The following is a 16,768-nucleotide window of genomic DNA, read 5'->3' as shown; positions in this document are numbered from 1 at the left end:
AGGCCAACCCGCAAGATGCGGAAGCCATGGGCTGGTCGAAGTGGACGCAGCCACGCTGGGTCTGGGGAGCTCGCGCCGTGGTGTGCCGGTCACGACGGCGGCCTATCCCGGTGCTGGTCGAAGTGGACGCAACAACGCCGGGTCTGGGGGAGCTCGCACCGTGGGGGTGTGGGGGGCTCGGCCCCCCAGGGCAATGACGAAGGGGTCCGGGCGAAGCCGCACAGCGGCGAGCAGGGATATGGAAACCCCGCAGTGCTGCCAGGTCGGGGGTCCGCCAGCACTACGGGGTCAACCGGTTCATCGTGAGGGTCGCCTGGGGCGTTACACCGTCACGAAGAAAGTTTTGCGACTTATCGGATCGACTGCTGCTGCCGCTGCGCGACCGCGAGGATCTCCTCGTACATCGCCGGCGTCTTGGCCTGAGCCAGCGCCTGGTTCACCGCGCGACGGTTGCGGGCCTCGACGCGGCGGGCGCGGAGCTTGGCGGTGATGTTCATGATGTCTGCTTCTCCCCTTCGACTTCCGCTGGTTCCTCCAGCTACTGACTATTATGCCTGTTGCAACGTCACAGGTCACCTGTTTATTCGGTGAAGAAGCGCACATGCCGGGGATTCATCGGTCAACTAGCGACTGGGCCGGACGTGGAGATGCGGCTGATGAGGTCGATGCAGGAGTATCCGGACGTCTAGTAAGATCGCTAGACACCGCGAGAAAGGGGCAGAGGACGCTAGTCGTCCATGTTCAGCAGGTACCGGCCGAAGTGGGGCACCGTGAACGCGATCCGGCCGCGCTCGGCCGAGTAGATGAGACCCTTCTTGATCAGCGAGTCGCGGGCCGGCGACAGTGAGGAGGGCTTGCGGCTGAGGTGGCCGGCGATGTCGGCGGTGGCCGCCCCCTCGTCGGTCTTGCCCTTGGTCAGCTCGGCCATCGCACGCAGGTACTCGCGCTCGGCCGGCGTCGCCCGCTCGTAGCGCGAGCCGAAGAAGCCGACCGCGAGCTCGGCCTCCGCCTCCGGCGCGGCGACACCGACGTCCTCCGCGGTGATCGGATCGCTCGGCGCCGCGTCCCAGGCCGCCTTGCCGTAGGCCTGGATGAAGTACGGGTAACCACCGGCCGCGTCGTACAGCGCGTCGAGCGCCTCGTCCGTGATGCCCGCGTCCTCTCGCGACACCGGGGCGATCACGGCGCGGTCCGCGTCCGCGCGGTCGAGGCGGTCGATGCGCACGTAGCGGAAGAGCCGCTCCGAATAGGACTTCGACGCCGACAGCACGGCCGGCAGGTGCGGCAGGCCGGCCCCGACGACGACGAACGGCGCGCCGGACTGGGACAGCTCGTGGCACGCGGCGCACAGCGCGGAGACGTCCTCGGCGGTGACGTCCTGCATCTCGTCGATCAGCAGCGCCACGCCGGTACCCACGTCCTGCGCCAGCTCGGCGACGTCGGTGAACAGCTCGACCAGGTCGATCTCGATGTCCCCGGAGTCGGCCCGGCCCTGGGTCGGCGGCACGTCGATGCCCGGCTGCCAGCGGTCGCGCAGCTTCGAGTCGCTGGGCGAGGCCCGCAGCGCGAACGCCTTGAGCACGCCGAGTACCTGCTCGACCCGGTCGGGCGCGCGATGCCGCACGGCGAGATCACGCACGGCCCGGTGCAGGGCGGCGGACAGCGGCCGGCGCAGTCCCGCGTCGGGCCGCGCCTCGATCTTGCCGGCGCCCCACCCGCGGCGGACGGCCATCGACCGCAGCTCACCGAGCAGGACGGTCTTGCCGACACCTCGCAGCCCGGTGAGCACGAGGCTGCGTTCCGGCCGCCCGCGCGCGACCCGCTCGAGCACCACGTCGAAGGCGCCGACCTCTTTCTCCCGGCCGGCGAGCTCGGGGGGTCGCTGGCCCGCGCCGGGGGCGAACGGATTGCGCACCGGGTCCACGATCGCACCGTATCCGCGTTTCTAGCGCGAGCCCGATATTGCGCGAGAAACCCCTACGGCGTGTCGCGCATCTGGCAACCGGGGACGGTGCTCACGGCCTGGTGCCAGATGATCGCGAACGGTAACGTCGTAGATCGTCAGTTAGAAAATCACGATTTGTCGGGAGTCTTCGTGAACACATTTCTGACCAGGTTGGGCCGCTCGGTCGCCGTCGGCGCTGCCGCTCTCGTGCTCGTCGTCCCGCTCGCCAGCACGGCGAACGCGGCGCCGCTCACGTCCGCTCCGGTTCCCGCCGCCACCGATGTCGGCCCCATGAGTGCGGGTGACGGCACGATCAGCGGCGCGATCCAGTGGATGCAGAACCACGCCGGCAGCACCGCCTGGGAGGGCTACTGCGAGAAGGCGGTCGAGAACGCCTACGGCACCACCGGTGTCTGGGCGTCGGCGAAGGCTCACTGGCAGGGCGCCATCAACGCGGGCAAGGCGCACCCGGGTAGCTACGCCGCGCCCCGCGGTGCGTTCGTGTACTGGAACACCAGCCAGTTCGGGCACGTCGGCATCTCCGACGGCAACGGAGGGTTCTACTCCTCCAGCGTCGGCGGCCACATCGGACACGCGAGCAACAAGAACTACTTCGTCAACTACCTCGGCTGGAGCAACGCCCAGGTGCCGCGGTAACTAGGCGGCTTCCAGGATCGCCGTGACACCCTGGCCGCCTGCCGCGCAGATGGAGATCAGGCCCCGTCCCGACCCCTTCTCCGCCAGCAGCTTGGCCAGGGTGGCCACGATGCGCCCGCCCGTCGCGGCGAACGGGTGACCCGCGGCCAGCGACGAGCCGTTGACGTTCAGCCTCGAGCGGTCGATCGCGCCCAGCGGCTCGTCCAGGCCCAGCCGGCCCTTCGCGAAGTCGACGCTCTCCCACGCGGCCAGCGTCGCGAGCACCTGCGACGCGAACGCCTCGTGCATCTCGTAGAAGTCGAAGTCCTGCAACGACAACCCGGCCCGCGCGAGCATCCGCGGCACCGCGTACGCCGGCGCCATCAGCAGGCCCTCCCCGCCGTGCACGTAGTCCACCGCCGCGGTCTCGGAGTGCGTCAGGTAGGCGAGCACGGGCAGGCTGCGCGCCTTCGCCCAGTCCTCGGACGCCAGCAGCACGGTCGACGCGCCGTCCGTCAGCGGTGTCGAGTTGCCGGCGGTCATCGTCCCCTCGGGCCCACCGAACACCGGCTTGAGCTTCGCGAGCTTGTCCGCCGTGGAGTCCGGTCGCAGGTTCGCGTCGCGGGTCAGGCCCAGGTACGGCGTCAGCAGGTCGCCGAAGAACCCGCGCTCGTACGCGGCCGCCAGCTTCTGGTGCGACGCCGCCGCGAGCTCGTCCTGCGCCTCCCGGGAGACGCCCCACTCCTTGGCGGTGATCGCCGCGTGCTCGCCCATCGACAGGCCGGTCCGCGGCTCGGCGTTGCGCGGGATGTCCGGCACGATCTGCGTCGGCCGCAGCTTCGTGAGCGCCTTCAGCCGGGCGCCGACCGACCTCGCGCGGTTGAGCTCGAGGAAGATCTGCCGCAGGTCCTCGTTCAAGCCGAGCGGCGCGTCGCTGGTCGTGTCGACGCCGCCGGCGACGCCCGAGTCGATCTGTCCCAGCGCGATCTTGTTCGCCACCTGGAACACCGCCTGCAGCCCGGTGCCACACGCCTGCTGCACGTCGTTGGCCGGGGTCTCCGCCGCGAGCCGCGAGCCGAGGACGCTCTCCCGCGCGAGGTTGAAGTCGCGGCTGTGCTTGAGCACGGCACCCGCGGCGACCTCGCCGAGCCGCTCGTCCTGCAGGCCGAACCGGCTCACCAGACCGTCGAGCGCGGCGGTGAACATGTCCTGGTTGGCGGCGGTCGCGTAACGGCCGTTGGACCGCGCGAACGGGATCCGGTTGCCACCGACGATCGCGACCCTTCGCACCTGCGCCATCTGTCACTTCCCAGTGGTCGACATCCATCCCGGCTGGCGATTCTAACCTACTCGCGAGTAGGCTCGACGTCGAATGAGGCCCCGAACACGAAAGCGGAGCATCATGACCGACCGCTACCAGCAGTTTGCCTCCTCCGGCCTGGGCCGGCAGATCGTCCGCCGGCTGGGCCTGCCCAACCCGACCCCGCTGCGCCGGTACAAGCCGGGTGACCCGGCGTTGAACGGTCCGGCGCTGGTCGGCGCGGCCGAGGGCGGACGGCTGTCCGAGACCCTGCACGCGGTCCTCAAGTCCGCCGGCATCGAGGCGCTGACCGAGCCGCTGACCGCTCCCGAGGGTGAGCGCGTGACGCACGCCGCGCTCGTCTTCGACGCGACCGGCATCGACCGGCCGGAGCGGCTGCGGGAGCTGTACGACTTCTTCCACCCGGTCATCCGCACGGTCGGTACGTGTGGCCGGGTCGTCGTGCTCGGGACGCCGCCGGAGTCCGCCGACGGTCGCGCGGCCATCGCACAGCGCGCGCTCGAGGGGTTCACCCGCTCGGTGGGCAAGGAGCTCAAGCGCGGTGCCACGATTCAGCTCGGCTACGTCGCGCCGGGCGCGGAGGCGGCGAGCGAGTCGACGCTGCGGTTCCTGCTCTCGGCGAGGTCCGCGTACGTGGACGCGCAGGTGATCCGGATCGGCACGCACGCCACCACGACGGCCGAGCCGGACGACTGGACGATGCCGCTCGACGGCAAGGTCGCGCTGGTCACCGGCGCCTCGCGCGGCATCGGCGCGTCGATCGCCGACGTGCTGGCCCGAGACGGCGCGCACGTCGTGGCCCTCGACGTCCCGGCTCAGGGCGACGAGCTCTCCGCGGTCGCGAACCGCGTGAAGGGCACCTCGCTGCAGCTCGACATCACCGCCGCCGACGCGCCCGCGCGGCTCGTCAAGCATCTGACCGAGCGGCACGGCGGTGTCGACATCGTCGTGCACAACGCCGGCATCACGCGGGACAAGACGCTCGGCAACATGAAGGACTCCGCCTGGGACGCCGTGCTCGCGGTGAACCTCGCGAGCCAGCTGGCGATCAATGACGCGCTGCTCGAGGCCGGCGCGCTGCGCGAGAACGGCCGGATCATCGGCGTCTCGTCGATCGCGGGCATCGCCGGCAACGTCGGCCAGACCAACTACGCCACCAGCAAGGCCGGCGTGATCGGCATGGTCGACACGTACGCCCCGCTGCTCGCCGAGCGTGGCGCCACGATCAACGCCGTGGCGCCGGGCTTCATCGAGACCAAGATGACGGCCGCGGTCCCACTGTTCATCCGCGAGGCGGGCCGACGGATGAACAGCATGTCGCAAGGTGGCCTGCCGGTCGATGTGGCGGAAACGATTGCGTGGTATGCCAATCCGGGGTCGGCCGCGGTGAACGGCAACATCGTGCGGGTGTGCGGCCAGAGCCTGCTGGGGGCCTGACGTGGCGATCACCGAGCTGTCGAGCCCACCGAGCCTCGCCGCGCTGTACCCGAAGGCCGTGCTGTCCGGGTTCCGGCGGCGCGGCGGCGAGCTGCCGGACACCGTGTACGCGCTGCCCGGCGTCAGGATCGACCCCGAGCACCTGGCCGCGTACAACAGGGTCTGCGGGTTCCGTCTCACCGATGCGCTGCCGGCGACCTATCCCCACGTGCTGACGTTTCCCTTGCAGGTCAAGCTGATGACCGCGGGCGACTTCCCGTTCCCGCTGGCCGGCTCGGTGCACGTGGCGAACAAGATCACGCAGGCGCGGTCGCTGTCTCTGGGCGATGAGCTGGAGCTGCGCGCGCACGTGGCCAACCTCCGGGACCACCCGCGTGGCAAGCAGTTCGACATGGTCTCCGAGGCGCTGGCCGGCGGCGAGGTCGTATGGACGGACGTGTCGACCTACCTGCGCCGCGGCGGCGGTTCGGGTTCCTCTTCGGACCGGGATCAACGGGAACCGCCCGCGCCGACGGCGATCTGGGCCGTACCCGACGACATCGGGCGGCGTTACGGCGAGGTGTCCGGCGACCGCAACCCGATCCACCTCCACAAGCTGACCGCGAAGATGTTCGGCTACCCGCGGGCGATCGCGCACGGGATGTGGACGAAGGCGCGCTGCCTGGCCGCGTTCGAGGGCCGGCTGCCCGAGGCGTGCACCGTGGACGTCCGGTTCAAGACGCCGGTCCCGCTGCCGACGAAGGTCGGCTTCGCCGCGTCGCCGGAGGGCGCGGGGTGGCGGTTCGAGCTCTTCGGTGTGCGCAACGGAAAACCGCACGTGGCAGGCACGATCGGATAGCCGGTTCGTGGCCCGGTTTTGTCGGTGGTCCCGGCTAGCGTCCGCCGCATGAACCGAACGGACCGGTTGTACGCCATCGTCGAGGACCTCCGCGCGGTCGCACCGCGGCGGCGGTCGGCCCGGCTGCTCGCGGAGCGGTACGAGGTCAGCGTGCGCACGATCGAGCGCGACATCGGCGCGCTGCAGCAGGCCGGCGTGCCGATCTACGCCGATACGGGCCGGCGCGGCGGGTACACGCTCGACCCGGCGATGACGTTGCCACCGTTGAACTTCACGCCCGCCGAGGCGGTCGCAGTCTCGGTCGCCTTACGTGCGGCGGTCGGGTCGCCGTTCGCACGCGAGGCGGAGAGCGCGCTGCGCAAGATCATGGCGGCGATGCCCGCGCGGCAGGCGTCGGCCGCGCACGAGCTGGCCGAGCGGGTGCAGTTCATGACGAGGTCGGAGGAGGGCGAGCCGGCCGGCATTCCACTCGTCATCGAGAACGCGCTGGCCGCCAAGCGGGTGCTGCGCATCGACTACATCGACAAGAACGGCGTACCGACCGAGCGCGAGGTGGAGCCGGTGATGTTCCTCGCCGGGGTGCACGGCTGGTACCTCGTGGCCTGGTGCCGGTTACGCGAACAGCTGCGTGCGTTCCGGGTGGACCGGATCATCACATTCCACGACACCGGCCGGCCGGCGCCCGCGCGGCCCGCCGAGTCGATCACCCCGTACCTGCCGGACAACGTGACACGCGTCGCCGCACTCGCCTGAAAACAGGCGGGAAACACCGACAGGCTGCTGTCGCGAAGCCGCTCGATCCTGGTGTCACCTACTACGAAGGAGGCATCGGATGACGCACGGAACGGTCGGCTGGGTGCAGGTGGACACCGACGATCCCGAGGGCGCGAAGAAGTTCTACGGCGAGCTGTTCGACTGGACGTTCGCGGCGGACCCGAACGGCGGCGGCAAGTACCACCTGGCCACGTACGCCGGCGCGAACGCCCCGCACGGGGGGATCGCCGACACGGAGGGCAAGTCGGAGAACCGCGCGACGTTCGTGGTGCTCGTGTCGGACGTCGCGGAGGCGGTCGCGCAGGCGAAACGGTTGGGCGGCAAGGTCGTCACGCCGCCGGTCACCACGCCGGCGGGCCTGACGTTCGCGGACCTGCAGGACCCGTCGGGCAACCACTTCGGGGTCTTCAAGCCCCCGGCCTGACCCCGCCGGGGCTCGCACCGCGCGTGCCGAACGCAACTGTCCACAACCCACGCAGTTGTCCACAGAACCCGGCTGACCACCACTTTCGTCAGTTGCCCCCGGTAGACTGACGGTCACGAGGGGTGCCCCCGGAGAGGGCGGGGGCTTACGTTTCTTGAGTTCTGCACGCGCGTGCGCGCGCGACCCGTTCGCTATCCGGCGGGGTGCCAGGTGTTGCCCTCGACGAGGTCCCCGAAGCCCATCCAGGCGAGGTTCATCAGCCTGGACGCGACGGCCTTGCTGGGCACGTCCGGATGGTCGAGCCACCAGTCGGCGAGCGACTCGGCGGCGCCGACCAGCGCGGCGGCCAGGGCCTCGGTGGCGTTGTCATCGAGGCCCTGCTTGGTCGCGACGCGGACGAGCAGCGTGTCGACCAGGCTGATCGCCCGGTCCCGCATGGCGAGGAGCTCCTCGCTGAACGGCCCGCCCTGCGAGATCGCCTGACGGTGCAGCACCTGCCAGCCCTCCCGCTGCTGTTCGACGAAGTCGAAGAACGCGCGCAGGCCGTGCCAGAGCTGCATGTCCGGCGGCAGGTCACCCTGCACGCCGCGGGTCACGGCGTCGAGCAGGTTGGCCGCCTCGCGGTGGATACACGCGGCGAAGAGGTCCTCCTTGGACCCGAGGTAGGCATAGATCATCGGCTTCGAGACGCCCGCGACCTCGGAGATCTCGTCCATCGACGCGCTGTGGTAGCCGCGCTCGGAGAACACCCGCACGGCGGCGTCGAGGATCTGCCGCTCGCGCACCTCGCGAGGCAGTCTCCTGACCCGCCGCCGCTCTTCCACCGTCACTGGGCCCTCCCGATGTTCCCCGCCAGGGTACCTACCGGGACGTAGTGTTACCCGTGAGTAGACAATGGGACATGCGATTCAGGCGGAAGGCCGAGTCCGAAGCCGATTCCGAGGTGGCCGGCCCGGCCGCGGCGCCGGGCGTCGACATCGACGCGTTCGCCCGTGCGGTCGACCCGAAACGCCTGGACGAGGCGCAGTTCGTCCAGCTCATCGACGTGCTCGACATGCTCGGTCGGGCCGGCACGGGCATCGAGCTGGCCGGGATGCGCACGGACACGTTCGTCTGGTTCGTCTCGCGCGCGTCCGCCGCGCAGCTCGAGCAGCTGATGGCGCACGACCATCTGCGGCACGTCGTCTTCGGCGAGATCTTCCGCCGGATGAGCGAGCACCTGGACCCGGTACGTGCCGCCGACCTGCGCGCGGTGATCCACTGGCGCTTCACGGGCGGCACCGGCGACGGCGGCTACGACCGCTTCCAGACGCTGATCGAATCGGGCGCGTGCACGTCCGCCCGCCACCCGACGGCCGATGCCCGCGTCACGCTGACCCTCTCGCCGGTCGACTTCCTCCGCGCGGTCACCGGCACGGTCAACGTGGCCATGCTCTTCATGCGCGGCAAGGTGAAGGTCCGCGGCGACATAGCCTTCGCCGCCGGGCTGATCAACTACTTCGACCTCCCCAAGCCGTAGGCAGGGCCACAGCTCGAGGTTCTTGGGCACGGACTTCGCCGAGGTGACCACGTCGCCTGGCAGGTGCCGAAGGGCGGGCCGGCTCGCGGCCGGCCCGCCCTTCGGCAGAACTGCTCAGAAGGTGATCGCCATTGCGGGGTCGGACAGGATGGCGCCCACGTCGGCCAGGAACTGGCTGCCCTGCTGGCCGTCGACCACGCGGTGGTCGAAGCTCAGCGACAGCTGGCAGACCTTGCGCGGCACGATCTGCCCGGCCACCACCCACGGCATGTCGCGGATCGCGCCCAGGGCCAGGATCGCGGACTCGCCCGGGTTGATGATCGGGGTGCCGGTGTCCACTCCGAACACTCCGACGTTGGTGATCGTGAACGTGCCGTTCAGCATGTCGGCCGGGGCCGTCTTGCCGTCGCGGGCCGTCACCGTCAGCACCTCGATCGCCTCGGCCAGCTCGCGCAACGACATGGCGTCCGCGTCGCGGACCTTCGGCACCACCAGGCCGCGCGGCGTCGCGGCCGCGATGCCCAGGTGCACGTAGTCCTTGTAGACGATCTCCTCGCCGTCCCACGTCGCGTTGACGTCGGGAGTCCGCTTCGCCGCCAGGCACACGGCCCTCGCCGCGAACGTCAGCGGGGTGATCTTCACGTCGCGGAACGCCGGGTGCGTCTTGAGCTTCGCGCGCAGCTCCATCATCGGTGTCACGTCGACGGTCAGGAACTCCGTGACGTGCGGCGCGGTGAACGCCGAGCCGACCATGGCCTGTGCGGTCATCTTGCGCACGCCCTTGACCGGGACCCGCCGCTCGCGAGCTCCACCGTCAGCCGCCGTGGGGCCCACGGTGGACGGCGCGGCCACGGCGCGCTGCACGTCGTCGCGCGTGATGACGCCACCGTCGCCCGTACCGGTCAGCGTGCGCAGGTCGACACCGAGATCCTTGGCCAGCTTGCGGATCGGCGGCTTCGCCAGCGGCACCAGGCCGCGCGGCTCGAGCAGCGCCGCCGGGGTGTCCGGCACAACGGGCGCGGGCTCGGGGGGCGCCACCACGGCCGCCGGCGCGACCGGCGCGACCGGCTCGGCCGGCGCTGCCGGTGCGGCCGCGGAAGACGCGGCGGGCGCGGCGGGCGCGGACGACGCGGCGGCCTTGCGCGGGCGGCGCTTCGCGGTGCCGGCCTTCGGGCCGTAGCCGACGAGCATCGCGGTCTGGCCGTTCTGCTCGGCGGCGGGCGCGGAAGCCGCGGCCGCGGCGGGAGCGGCCTCGCCACCGGGGTCGACGTCGATCGTCACGATCGGGCTGCCCACGTTGACCGTCTCGCCGACCTGCGCGTGCAGCTCGGTGACCAAGCCGGCCCACGGGCACGGAAGCTCGACCGCCGCCTTCGCCGTCTCGATCTCGACGATGATCTGGTTGACCTTGACCTCGTCGCCCGGCTTGATATGCCACGCCAGGATCTCGGCGTCGACCAGACCCTCGGCCGTGTCGGGCAGGGGGAAGACTTTGAAGTCAGGCATGCCTCACCAGCCCAGCGAACGGTCGACGGCGTCCAGGACCCGGTCGAGGTCGGGGAGGAAGTCCTCCTCGAGCTTCGACGGCGGGTAGGGCGTGTCGAACCCGGTCACCCGCAGCACCGGCGCCTCCAGCGAGTAGAAGCACTCCTGCTGCACCCGGGCCGCGACCTCCGAGGAGATCGACGACTCGCCCGGCGCCTCGCTGACCACGATCAGGTGACCGGTCCGGCGCACCGACTCGAAAACCGGGTCCAGGTCCAGCGGCGAGAGCGTGCGCAGGTCGATCACCTCGAGTTCGGTGCCCTCCTCGGCCGCGGCGGCCGCGGACTCCAGGCACGTCTTGACCATCGGCCCGTACGTCACGAGCGTCGCGGTTGACCCGGTGCGCAGGACGCGCGAGGAGAACAACGAGTCCGGCGTCGCGTTGACGTCCAGCTCACCCTTCTCGTAGTAGCGCCGCTTCGGCTCGAAGAACAGCACCGGGTCGTCGCAGCGGATGGCCTGCTGGATCATCCAGTACGCGTCGACCGCGTTCGAGCACGAGACGACCTTGAGCCCCGCGGTGTGCGCGAAGTACGACTCGGGCGACTCGGAGTGGTGCTCGACCGCGCCGATGCCGCCGCCGAACGGCACGCGGATCACCATGGGCAGCTTGACCTTGCCCTGGCTGCGGAAGTGCAGCTTCGCCACCTGCGAGACCAGCTGGTCGAACGCCGGGAAGATAAAGCCGTCGAACTGGATCTCGCACACCGGGCGGAAGCCGCGGATCGCGAGGCCGACCGCGGTGCCGACGATGCCCGACTCCGCGAGCGGCGTGTCCAGCACGCGGTGCTCGCCGAAGTCCTTCTGCAGCCCGTCGGTAATCCGGAAGACGCCGCCGAGCTTGCCGACGTCCTCGCCCATCACGATGACCTTCGGGTCGGCCTCCATCGCCGCGCGCAGGCCCAGGTTGAGGCTCTTGCCCAGCGTGACGGTCCGCGTGGTCGACGCGGCGGCGTCGGTGGCCTGGTTCATGACCGGAGTAGCCATCAGTGCTCACCTCCCGCGAAGCCGGCGGAGTACTCCAGGAAGCTGTTCTTCTGCGCCTCGAGCGGCACGCTGACGTCCTCGTAGATGTTCGAGAACATCCGCTCCTTCGGCGGATCCGGCATGTTCACGCAGAACTCGCGCAGCTCCTCGGCGAGGGCGTCGGCATCGGCCTGTACGGAGTCGAAGAACTCCTTGTCGGCGTGCTCGTGGCGCACCAGGTTGACCCGCACGCGCTCGATCGGGTCCTTGAGCTTCCACGCCTCCAGCTCGTCCGCGAGCCGGTAGCGGGTGGGGTCGTCGGTGGTCGTGTGCGCGTCCATGCGGTAGGTGAACGCCTCGATCAGCACGGGCCCGTTGCCGTGCCGGCACTCGTCGAGCGCCCAGCGGGACACCGCGAGCGAGGCGAGGACGTCGTTGCCGTCTACCCGGACGCCCGGGAAGCCGTAGCCGCGGGCGCGCTGGTAGAGCGGGAGGCGGCTCTGGCGCTCGGTCGGCTCGGAGATCGCCCACTGGTTGTTCTGGCAGAAGAAGACGAGCGGCGCGTCGTACACCGAAGCCCACACGAATCCCTCGTGCACGTCGCCCTGGCTGGTCGCGCCGTCGCCGAAGAAGACCATCGTGGCCTCGCCGTCGACGTCGCCGACCTTGCCCTCGAAGCGCTGGCCCATCGCGTAGCCGGCGGCGTTGAGGACCTGGTTGCCGATGACGATCGTGTACAGGTGGAACCGCGTGGCGAGCGGGTCCCAGCTGCCGTGGTCGGTGCCGCGGAAGATGCCGAGCAGCTCACTGGGATGCACCCCGCGGCACCAGGCGACGCCGTGCTCGCGGTAGCTGGGGAAGACCATGTCGTTCGCTTTGAGTGCCCGGCCGGCGCCGATCTGGGCGGCTTCCTGGCCGAGCAGCGGTACCCAGATGCCGAGCTGTCCCTGGCGTTGCAGGGCGTTGGCCTCGCGGTCGACCCGGCGGGTCAGGACCATGTCGCGGTAGAGGCTGCGCAGGTCCTCGGCGGTGACGTCGGCTACGTAGGGGTCCCATTCGGGGTTCTCGACCCGTTCGCCCTCGGGCGTGAGGAGCTGAACCAGCTCCGGGCCACCCTCGCTCGTTGCTCGCAAACCCGCGATCACCTGCTCTGCGGTGGGCTTGGCCGCGGTGGCGGCCGGCCCGACCCCCGGCTCCGGGTGCGTCCACTGTTCTGGGGACGGCATGCGTTCTCCTTGGTGTCGGCGCCGGGGCGCTCGCTTGTGGCGTCGCTTCCGGCCGCACCGACGGCGGCTACCGACCCGGGTAGAGGGCGGTGCGAGCCACTGGCGGCGCTGACGGTTTCGAGGTCCATCCTGGCATGCGTTACCTCGATACGGTGAGGCCCGAACGTCGGTCCGCACCCATACGTGATGCGCTGAGCTGCGAAAACGATTGGACAACCGACATTAGGGCGTCAGCGCGAGGCATTCGGGTGACGGCGGACCTCCTCCCGAACGCGGCAGCTCAGGGCGGCCGCCACCGGCGGTCCCCCCGCGGGCTGTCCCGGCCCCGTGACCCGTCGCTGCGACGTTTCTCTCCTGCTCGTGATGTGCGTCACAGCCATCTTAGTCGGATCGGCTCGACGGCTGATCCAGTTCGCATACGCTTCGCGAATGGCCGACGACAGCTGGAAGGACGCCCGCGTCCGTGAGGCTGAGGAAGCGCTGGCCGTCGCCGTTCGTACCGCCGACGAGATCATCGCGGACGCCCAGCGGGCCGTCGTCGCGTCGCTGCCGCCCGCGCCGTCCGGTCGGCCCGAGCCGCCGGAGGACGACCAGCCGCCGATCCTCCACGACGCCTGGTAGCCGCCTGGCAGGCACTTCGCGTTCACCCGCCGTGGCAGGATCGTTCGGGTGGACAACAGCTTGGTACGCGGCACCGTCGAGCGGGTCTGGGACGACGCGGTTCTGACCAGCCTCTCGGAGTTCGTCTCGATTCCCGCGCTCTCCCCGATCTTCGACGAGAACTGGGCGGCGTCCGGCCACCTCGACGCGGCCGTCGAGCACGTCCGGCGCTGGCTCGTCGCGCGGAACATCGAGGGCGCGAGCGCGGAGATCCTCCGGCTGCCCGGCAAGAGTCCGGTGCTGCTGTTCGACGTCCCGCCGACCGGCGAGGTGCGCGCGGACGCCGGAACCGTGCTGCTGTACGGCCACCTCGACAAGCAGCCGCCGGTTGGTGGCTGGGGCGAGGGCCTCGGCCCGTGGACCCCGGTGCAGCGGGACGGCCGGCTGTACGGCCGGGGTGCCGCGGACGACGGGTACTCCGGCTACGCGGCGACCGCGGCGCTCGAGGCGGTGCGCGCGGCCGGGGTCCCGCACGCGCGGTGCGTCGTGCTGCTGGAGACGAGCGAGGAGTCGGGGAGCATCCACCTGCCGGCGTACCTGGAGCGGTACGCGGACAAGCTCGGCCCGGTGTCGCTGGTGGTTTGCCTGGACTCGGGCGGCCAGGACTACGAGCGGCTGTGGCTGACGACGTCGCTGCGCGGACTCGTGTCGACGACGGTCACGGTGAAGGTGCTGGAGTCCGGGCAGCACTCGGGCATGGCGTCGGGCATCGTGCCGAGCTCGTTCCGGATCATGCGGATGCTGCTCGACCGGCTCGAGGACTCGAAGACCGGCGAGGTCCTGCTGCCGGAGATGCACGGGGACGTCCCGGCCGAGCGACTGGCGGAGATCAAGGCGATGGCCGCACTCGCGCCCGGCGCGGCGAAGGCGGTGTTCCCGTTGGTGGCGGGCATGAGCCCGGCGTCGGACGACGACGTCGAGCTGCTGCTGAACAACTCGTGGCGCCCGACGCTGTCCGTGATCGGCGGCGCGGGCTTCCCGCTGCCGGAGGAGGCCGGGAACGTGCTGCGCACGGACACGACGTTCACGTTGAGCTTCCGGCTGCCGCCGACCGCCTCGCCGCCGGCCGCGCTCGCCGCGCTGGAGAAGGCGCTGACGACCGACGTACCGTACGGTGCGCAGGTCTCGCTGTCGCGTTCGGAAGAGGGCCTTGGCTGGAACGCCCCCGTCATGGCGCCATGGCTCGAGTCCACATTGGACTCTGTGAGCCAGACCGTGTTCGGCGGCAACCCGTGGCTGACGATGCGGCTGGGCGGCTCGATCCCGTTCATGGGCACGCTGGCCGAGCGCTACCCGGAGGCGCAGTTCGTGGTGACGGGCGCACTGTCCGCGGACAGCAACGCCCACGTCCCGGACGAGTGGCTGAACATCGCACAAGCCAAGCGCGTCACGGAAGCAGTGGCCCACATCGTGGCCGCGCACGCCCGCGGCTGACTTGTCCACAACCCGCGAACTTGTCCACAGACCACGACTGACCAGCCCTTTTGTCAGCCCTCCCCAGTAGACTGACGGTCACGAGGGGTGCCCCCGGAGAGGGTGGGGGCTACGTTTCTTGCGTTCTGCACGCGCGTGCGCGCGGGGGTAGTTCGGTCGGGTTATTCGGTCGCGGGGGTCGGTAGCCTCGGTGTCATGCGCGCTTGGTTTCGATGGTGAACTGATCTAGCACCCCGCTTTCCGGCGGCGTTGGTCGCGTCGCTGCTGCTCGTCGGGTTCGCCGACGAGACGGTGGCGTTCCTGCCCTACGGTGCCGTCGAATCGATCCGCGAGGACGTCGGCATCAGCTACGTCCAGGCCGGCTTCCTCCTCGCCCTCTACCCGGGCATCGGCTTGCTCGCCACGCCGCTGGGCGTGGTCGTCGACTACGTCAGCCGCCGGGCGATGGCGGCCATCGGCGGCATCGGCTACGGCCTCGGGCTCTGCCTGTTCGCGATCGCCGGCGACTTCGTCACGCTGTTCGCCGCCGTCGTGATCATGGGCCTCGTCGGCGACGCGCTCACCCGGGCCGTCGAGGTCGCGCTCGTGGACGTCGCCGGCGACAAGCTCGAACCCGCCCTCGCCCGGTCCAACCTGCTCGCCGCGATCGGCGACCTCGTCGGGCCCCTTCTACTGGCCGCCTCGCTCGCCACCGGCTTCGGCTGGCGCGGCGCGTTCTGGGCGGCCGGCGCGCTGATGATCGCCTACGGCGTCGTCCTCGCGACCCAGCCCCTGCCCCGCCCGACCGGGCACGACGACGAGGAACGCCGGCCGTGGCGGGACTTCCTCGATGTCGCCCGCGATCGCCGGGTGCTCGTCGCCGGCCTGTTCGTCGCGGTGATCGTGGCGTTCGACGACACGTTCGTCGGCTTCGCGGTCGCGTTCCTGACCACCGACCGCGGCCTGACTCCCGCGGTCGCGACGCTCGCCGCGGGTGCCGGCATGGCGGGTGGGATCGCCGCCGCCGCGTGGGCGAGCCGGACCAACCGCCGGCAGATCGGCCTGCGCCCGTGCGCGGCGCTGTTGCTCGCGGGCGTGCTGCTGCTCCTGCTGGTGCCGAGCGTCGTCGCTGCTGCGGTGGGCACGGCCGCCGTCGGCGCGGCGGTGAACCTGGCCTGGATCATCCTGCAGGCCGGGTACATGACGCTGCGGCCCGGCCAGGCGGGCACGACGTCGGCGGTCGCCGAGGCGGTCGCGAATGTCGGTGTGCTGACGCCGCTCGCGATCGGTCTCGTCGCCGACCACCAGGGCCTCACCGTGGCGATGGCCCTTTACGTCGCGATCGCCCTCGTGTTTCTGGTGTCAGCGAAGCGTCCGCGCTAGCTCGCCGAGCTTGGTGGCCAGCAGCTGCGGCGTTCCGGGCACGGCGTTGATGGCGCGCTCGCCACGTCCCAGCGTCGGATAGACGACCCACCGCCCGGTCACGAGGTCGAGCACGGTCAGCCATTCCACGGACCGGCTCCGCACCCCGGCCCGGTCGCGCGCGGCGGCGTACAGCTTCGCTCCGCCCAGGCGCGGCTCCTTGAGCAGCGCGTCGAGCCGCCGCGCCTGATCGGACCGGCCCGAGCCGGAGCGCCGCATGATCGACCCGGGCTGCCGGTCGCCCCGGCTGGCGAACTCGGCCGCGAGCACGGACACCGAGTCGCCGTGCCCCGGCGGAACGTCCGGCAGCCGCCGCACGAGCGTCTCGACCAGCCGGTCCGGGTCCGCCGGTTCGAGCCGCACGCTGTCACCTGTCCGCGTGACGACGATCGCGCGCCGTCCGGCGGATGCGGCGAGCAGCGCGTAGTCGCCGTGCTCGGTGGAGACCCAGCCGTAGAACTCGACGGCCGCCCGCTGCACGAGCGCGAGCCGGTCGACGAGGTCGTCGAGCACGTCGCGGCCGCCGAGCCCCGCATCGGCGAGCTCGTGGCGCAGCAAGGCGGCCGCCTCGTCGGCGAACCGCGGCGAGACGTACCGCTCCCCGCCGGCGAAGATCGCGTGCGGGTCACCGAGATTCTCCCG

The 16,768-nt window shown here is 70.8% G+C and carries 17 protein-coding genes; 9 read left to right on the top strand and 8 right to left on the bottom strand.

Annotation, left to right across the window (positions count from 1 at the left end; all coding sequences use genetic code 11):
* Positions 1 to 350: 350 nt before the first annotated feature.
* On the bottom strand, positions 351 to 497 hold the full coding sequence (locus VH969_RS01980; RefSeq protein ID WP_331969362.1) for a hypothetical protein: 147 nt from the start codon (positions 495 to 497) through the stop codon (positions 351 to 353).
* Between the two features lie 230 nt (positions 498 to 727).
* Entirely contained in the window at positions 728 to 1,924 is a 1,197-nt protein-coding gene (locus VH969_RS01975) for a DUF8462 domain-containing protein (protein WP_331969359.1), read from the bottom strand.
* Positions 1,925 to 2,095: 171 nt separating this feature from the next.
* On the opposite strand from VH969_RS01975, the gene VH969_RS01970 reads away from it, so the two are divergent.
* Positions 2,096 to 2,602 (top strand): CHAP domain-containing protein, encoded by a 507-nt coding sequence (locus VH969_RS01970; protein ID WP_331969356.1) that lies wholly within the window; start codon positions 2,096 to 2,098, stop codon positions 2,600 to 2,602.
* On the opposite strand, the gene VH969_RS01965 is transcribed toward VH969_RS01970, so the two are convergent.
* Positions 2,603 to 3,880: an acetyl-CoA C-acetyltransferase gene (locus VH969_RS01965; RefSeq protein WP_331969353.1), complete on the bottom strand. Its 1,278-nt coding sequence runs from the start codon at positions 3,878 to 3,880 to the stop codon at positions 2,603 to 2,605.
* 103 nt (positions 3,881 to 3,983) lie between these two features.
* Here VH969_RS01965 and VH969_RS01960 point away from each other — a divergent pair, with 103 nt between their 5' ends.
* The 4 genes from VH969_RS01960 (at position 3,984) to VH969_RS01945 (ending at position 7,375) form a co-directional block, all read left to right on the top strand.
* A complete protein-coding gene (locus VH969_RS01960) occupies positions 3,984 to 5,339 on the top strand; it encodes a 3-oxoacyl-ACP reductase (RefSeq protein ID WP_331969350.1) in 1,356 nt (451 codons plus the stop codon).
* A gap of 1 nt (position 5,340) precedes the next feature.
* A complete protein-coding gene (locus tag VH969_RS01955; RefSeq protein ID WP_331969347.1) occupies positions 5,341 to 6,177 on the top strand; it encodes a MaoC family dehydratase in 837 nt (278 codons plus the stop codon).
* Between the two features lie 48 nt (positions 6,178 to 6,225).
* Complete coding sequence (locus VH969_RS01950; RefSeq protein ID WP_331969344.1) at positions 6,226 to 6,930, top strand: helix-turn-helix transcriptional regulator; 705 nt, start codon at positions 6,226 to 6,228, stop codon at positions 6,928 to 6,930.
* 79 nt (positions 6,931 to 7,009) lie between these two features.
* On the top strand, positions 7,010 to 7,375 hold the full coding sequence (locus tag VH969_RS01945; protein WP_331969341.1) for a VOC family protein: 366 nt from the start codon (positions 7,010 to 7,012) through the stop codon (positions 7,373 to 7,375).
* Between the two features lie 191 nt (positions 7,376 to 7,566).
* Here the strand turns inward: VH969_RS01945 and VH969_RS01940 are convergent, their stop codons facing one another.
* Positions 7,567 to 8,205, bottom strand: coding sequence for a TetR/AcrR family transcriptional regulator (locus VH969_RS01940; RefSeq protein WP_331969338.1), 639 nt, complete (start codon positions 8,203 to 8,205; stop codon positions 7,567 to 7,569).
* A 71-nt stretch (positions 8,206 to 8,276) separates the two neighbouring features.
* Between VH969_RS01940 and VH969_RS01935 the strand changes: the two genes are divergently transcribed.
* Positions 8,277 to 8,894, top strand: coding sequence for an SCP2 sterol-binding domain-containing protein (locus VH969_RS01935; protein ID WP_331969335.1), 618 nt, complete (start codon positions 8,277 to 8,279; stop codon positions 8,892 to 8,894).
* 114 nt (positions 8,895 to 9,008) lie between these two features.
* Here VH969_RS01935 and VH969_RS01930 read toward each other — a convergent pair whose 3' ends face one another.
* From VH969_RS01930 to pdhA, 3 genes are read right to left on the bottom strand one after another with little or no spacing between them, the layout of a single operon-like run.
* Positions 9,009 to 10,400: a dihydrolipoamide acetyltransferase family protein gene (locus VH969_RS01930; RefSeq protein WP_331969332.1), complete on the bottom strand. Its 1,392-nt coding sequence runs from the start codon at positions 10,398 to 10,400 to the stop codon at positions 9,009 to 9,011.
* A 3-nt stretch (positions 10,401 to 10,403) separates the two neighbouring features.
* Positions 10,404 to 11,426: an alpha-ketoacid dehydrogenase subunit beta gene (locus VH969_RS01925; protein ID WP_331969329.1), complete on the bottom strand. Its 1,023-nt coding sequence runs from the start codon at positions 11,424 to 11,426 to the stop codon at positions 10,404 to 10,406.
* Positions 11,426 to 12,631 (bottom strand): pyruvate dehydrogenase (acetyl-transferring) E1 component subunit alpha, encoded by a 1,206-nt coding sequence (pdhA, locus tag VH969_RS01920; RefSeq protein ID WP_331969326.1) that lies wholly within the window; start codon positions 12,629 to 12,631, stop codon positions 11,426 to 11,428. The genes VH969_RS01925 and pdhA overlap by 1 nt, the downstream gene beginning before the upstream one ends.
* Before the next feature lie 429 nt (positions 12,632 to 13,060).
* Here pdhA and VH969_RS01915 point away from each other — a divergent pair, with 429 nt between their 5' ends.
* The 3 genes from VH969_RS01915 (at position 13,061) to VH969_RS01905 (ending at position 16,087) form a co-directional block, all read left to right on the top strand.
* Positions 13,061 to 13,252, top strand: a complete 192-nt coding sequence (locus VH969_RS01915) for a hypothetical protein (protein WP_331969323.1) — start codon at positions 13,061 to 13,063, stop codon at positions 13,250 to 13,252.
* A 39-nt stretch (positions 13,253 to 13,291) separates the two neighbouring features.
* A complete protein-coding gene (locus tag VH969_RS01910) occupies positions 13,292 to 14,725 on the top strand; it encodes a M20/M25/M40 family metallo-hydrolase (protein ID WP_331969450.1) in 1,434 nt (477 codons plus the stop codon).
* Positions 14,726 to 14,974: 249 nt separating this feature from the next.
* On the top strand, positions 14,975 to 16,087 hold the full coding sequence (locus VH969_RS01905) for an MFS transporter (protein WP_331969320.1): 1,113 nt from the start codon (positions 14,975 to 14,977) through the stop codon (positions 16,085 to 16,087).
* Here VH969_RS01905 and VH969_RS01900 read toward each other — a convergent pair.
* Positions 16,067 to 16,768, bottom strand: a 702-nt coding sequence (locus tag VH969_RS01900) for an ESX secretion-associated protein EspG (protein WP_331969317.1), incomplete at its 5' end; no start/stop codon positions are given. The genes VH969_RS01905 and VH969_RS01900 overlap by 21 nt on opposite strands.

The organism is Actinophytocola sp. (assembly GCF_036555685.1).
Taxonomy (GTDB): Bacteria; Actinomycetota; Actinomycetes; order Mycobacteriales; family Pseudonocardiaceae; genus Actinophytocola.
This window is presented reverse-complemented; position numbering and strand designations above follow the sequence as displayed.

What these genes read in the sequence shown, in the direction of transcription:
- VH969_RS01965 (WP_331969353.1), bottom strand. Translation starts at nt 3,880, where the DNA reads ATGGCGCAGGTGCGAAGGGTCGCGATCGTCGGTGGCAACCGGATCCCG.
- VH969_RS01935 (WP_331969335.1), top strand. Translation starts at nt 8,277, where the DNA reads ATGCGATTCAGGCGGAAGGCCGAGTCCGAAGCCGATTCCGAGGTGGCC.
- VH969_RS01930 (WP_331969332.1), bottom strand. Translation starts at nt 10,400, where the DNA reads ATGCCTGACTTCAAAGTCTTCCCCCTGCCCGACACGGCCGAGGGTCTG.
- VH969_RS01960 (WP_331969350.1), top strand. Translation starts at nt 3,984, where the DNA reads ATGACCGACCGCTACCAGCAGTTTGCCTCCTCCGGCCTGGGCCGGCAG.
- VH969_RS01980 (WP_331969362.1), bottom strand. Translation starts at nt 497, where the DNA reads ATGAACATCACCGCCAAGCTCCGCGCCCGCCGCGTCGAGGCCCGCAAC.
- VH969_RS01950 (WP_331969344.1), top strand. Translation starts at nt 6,226, where the DNA reads ATGAACCGAACGGACCGGTTGTACGCCATCGTCGAGGACCTCCGCGCG.
- VH969_RS01925 (WP_331969329.1), bottom strand. Translation starts at nt 11,426, where the DNA reads ATGGCTACTCCGGTCATGAACCAGGCCACCGACGCCGCCGCGTCGACC.
- pdhA (WP_331969326.1), bottom strand. Translation starts at nt 12,631, where the DNA reads ATGCCGTCCCCAGAACAGTGGACGCACCCGGAGCCGGGGGTCGGGCCG.
- VH969_RS01945 (WP_331969341.1), top strand. Translation starts at nt 7,010, where the DNA reads ATGACGCACGGAACGGTCGGCTGGGTGCAGGTGGACACCGACGATCCC.
- VH969_RS01915 (WP_331969323.1), top strand. Translation starts at nt 13,061, where the DNA reads ATGGCCGACGACAGCTGGAAGGACGCCCGCGTCCGTGAGGCTGAGGAA.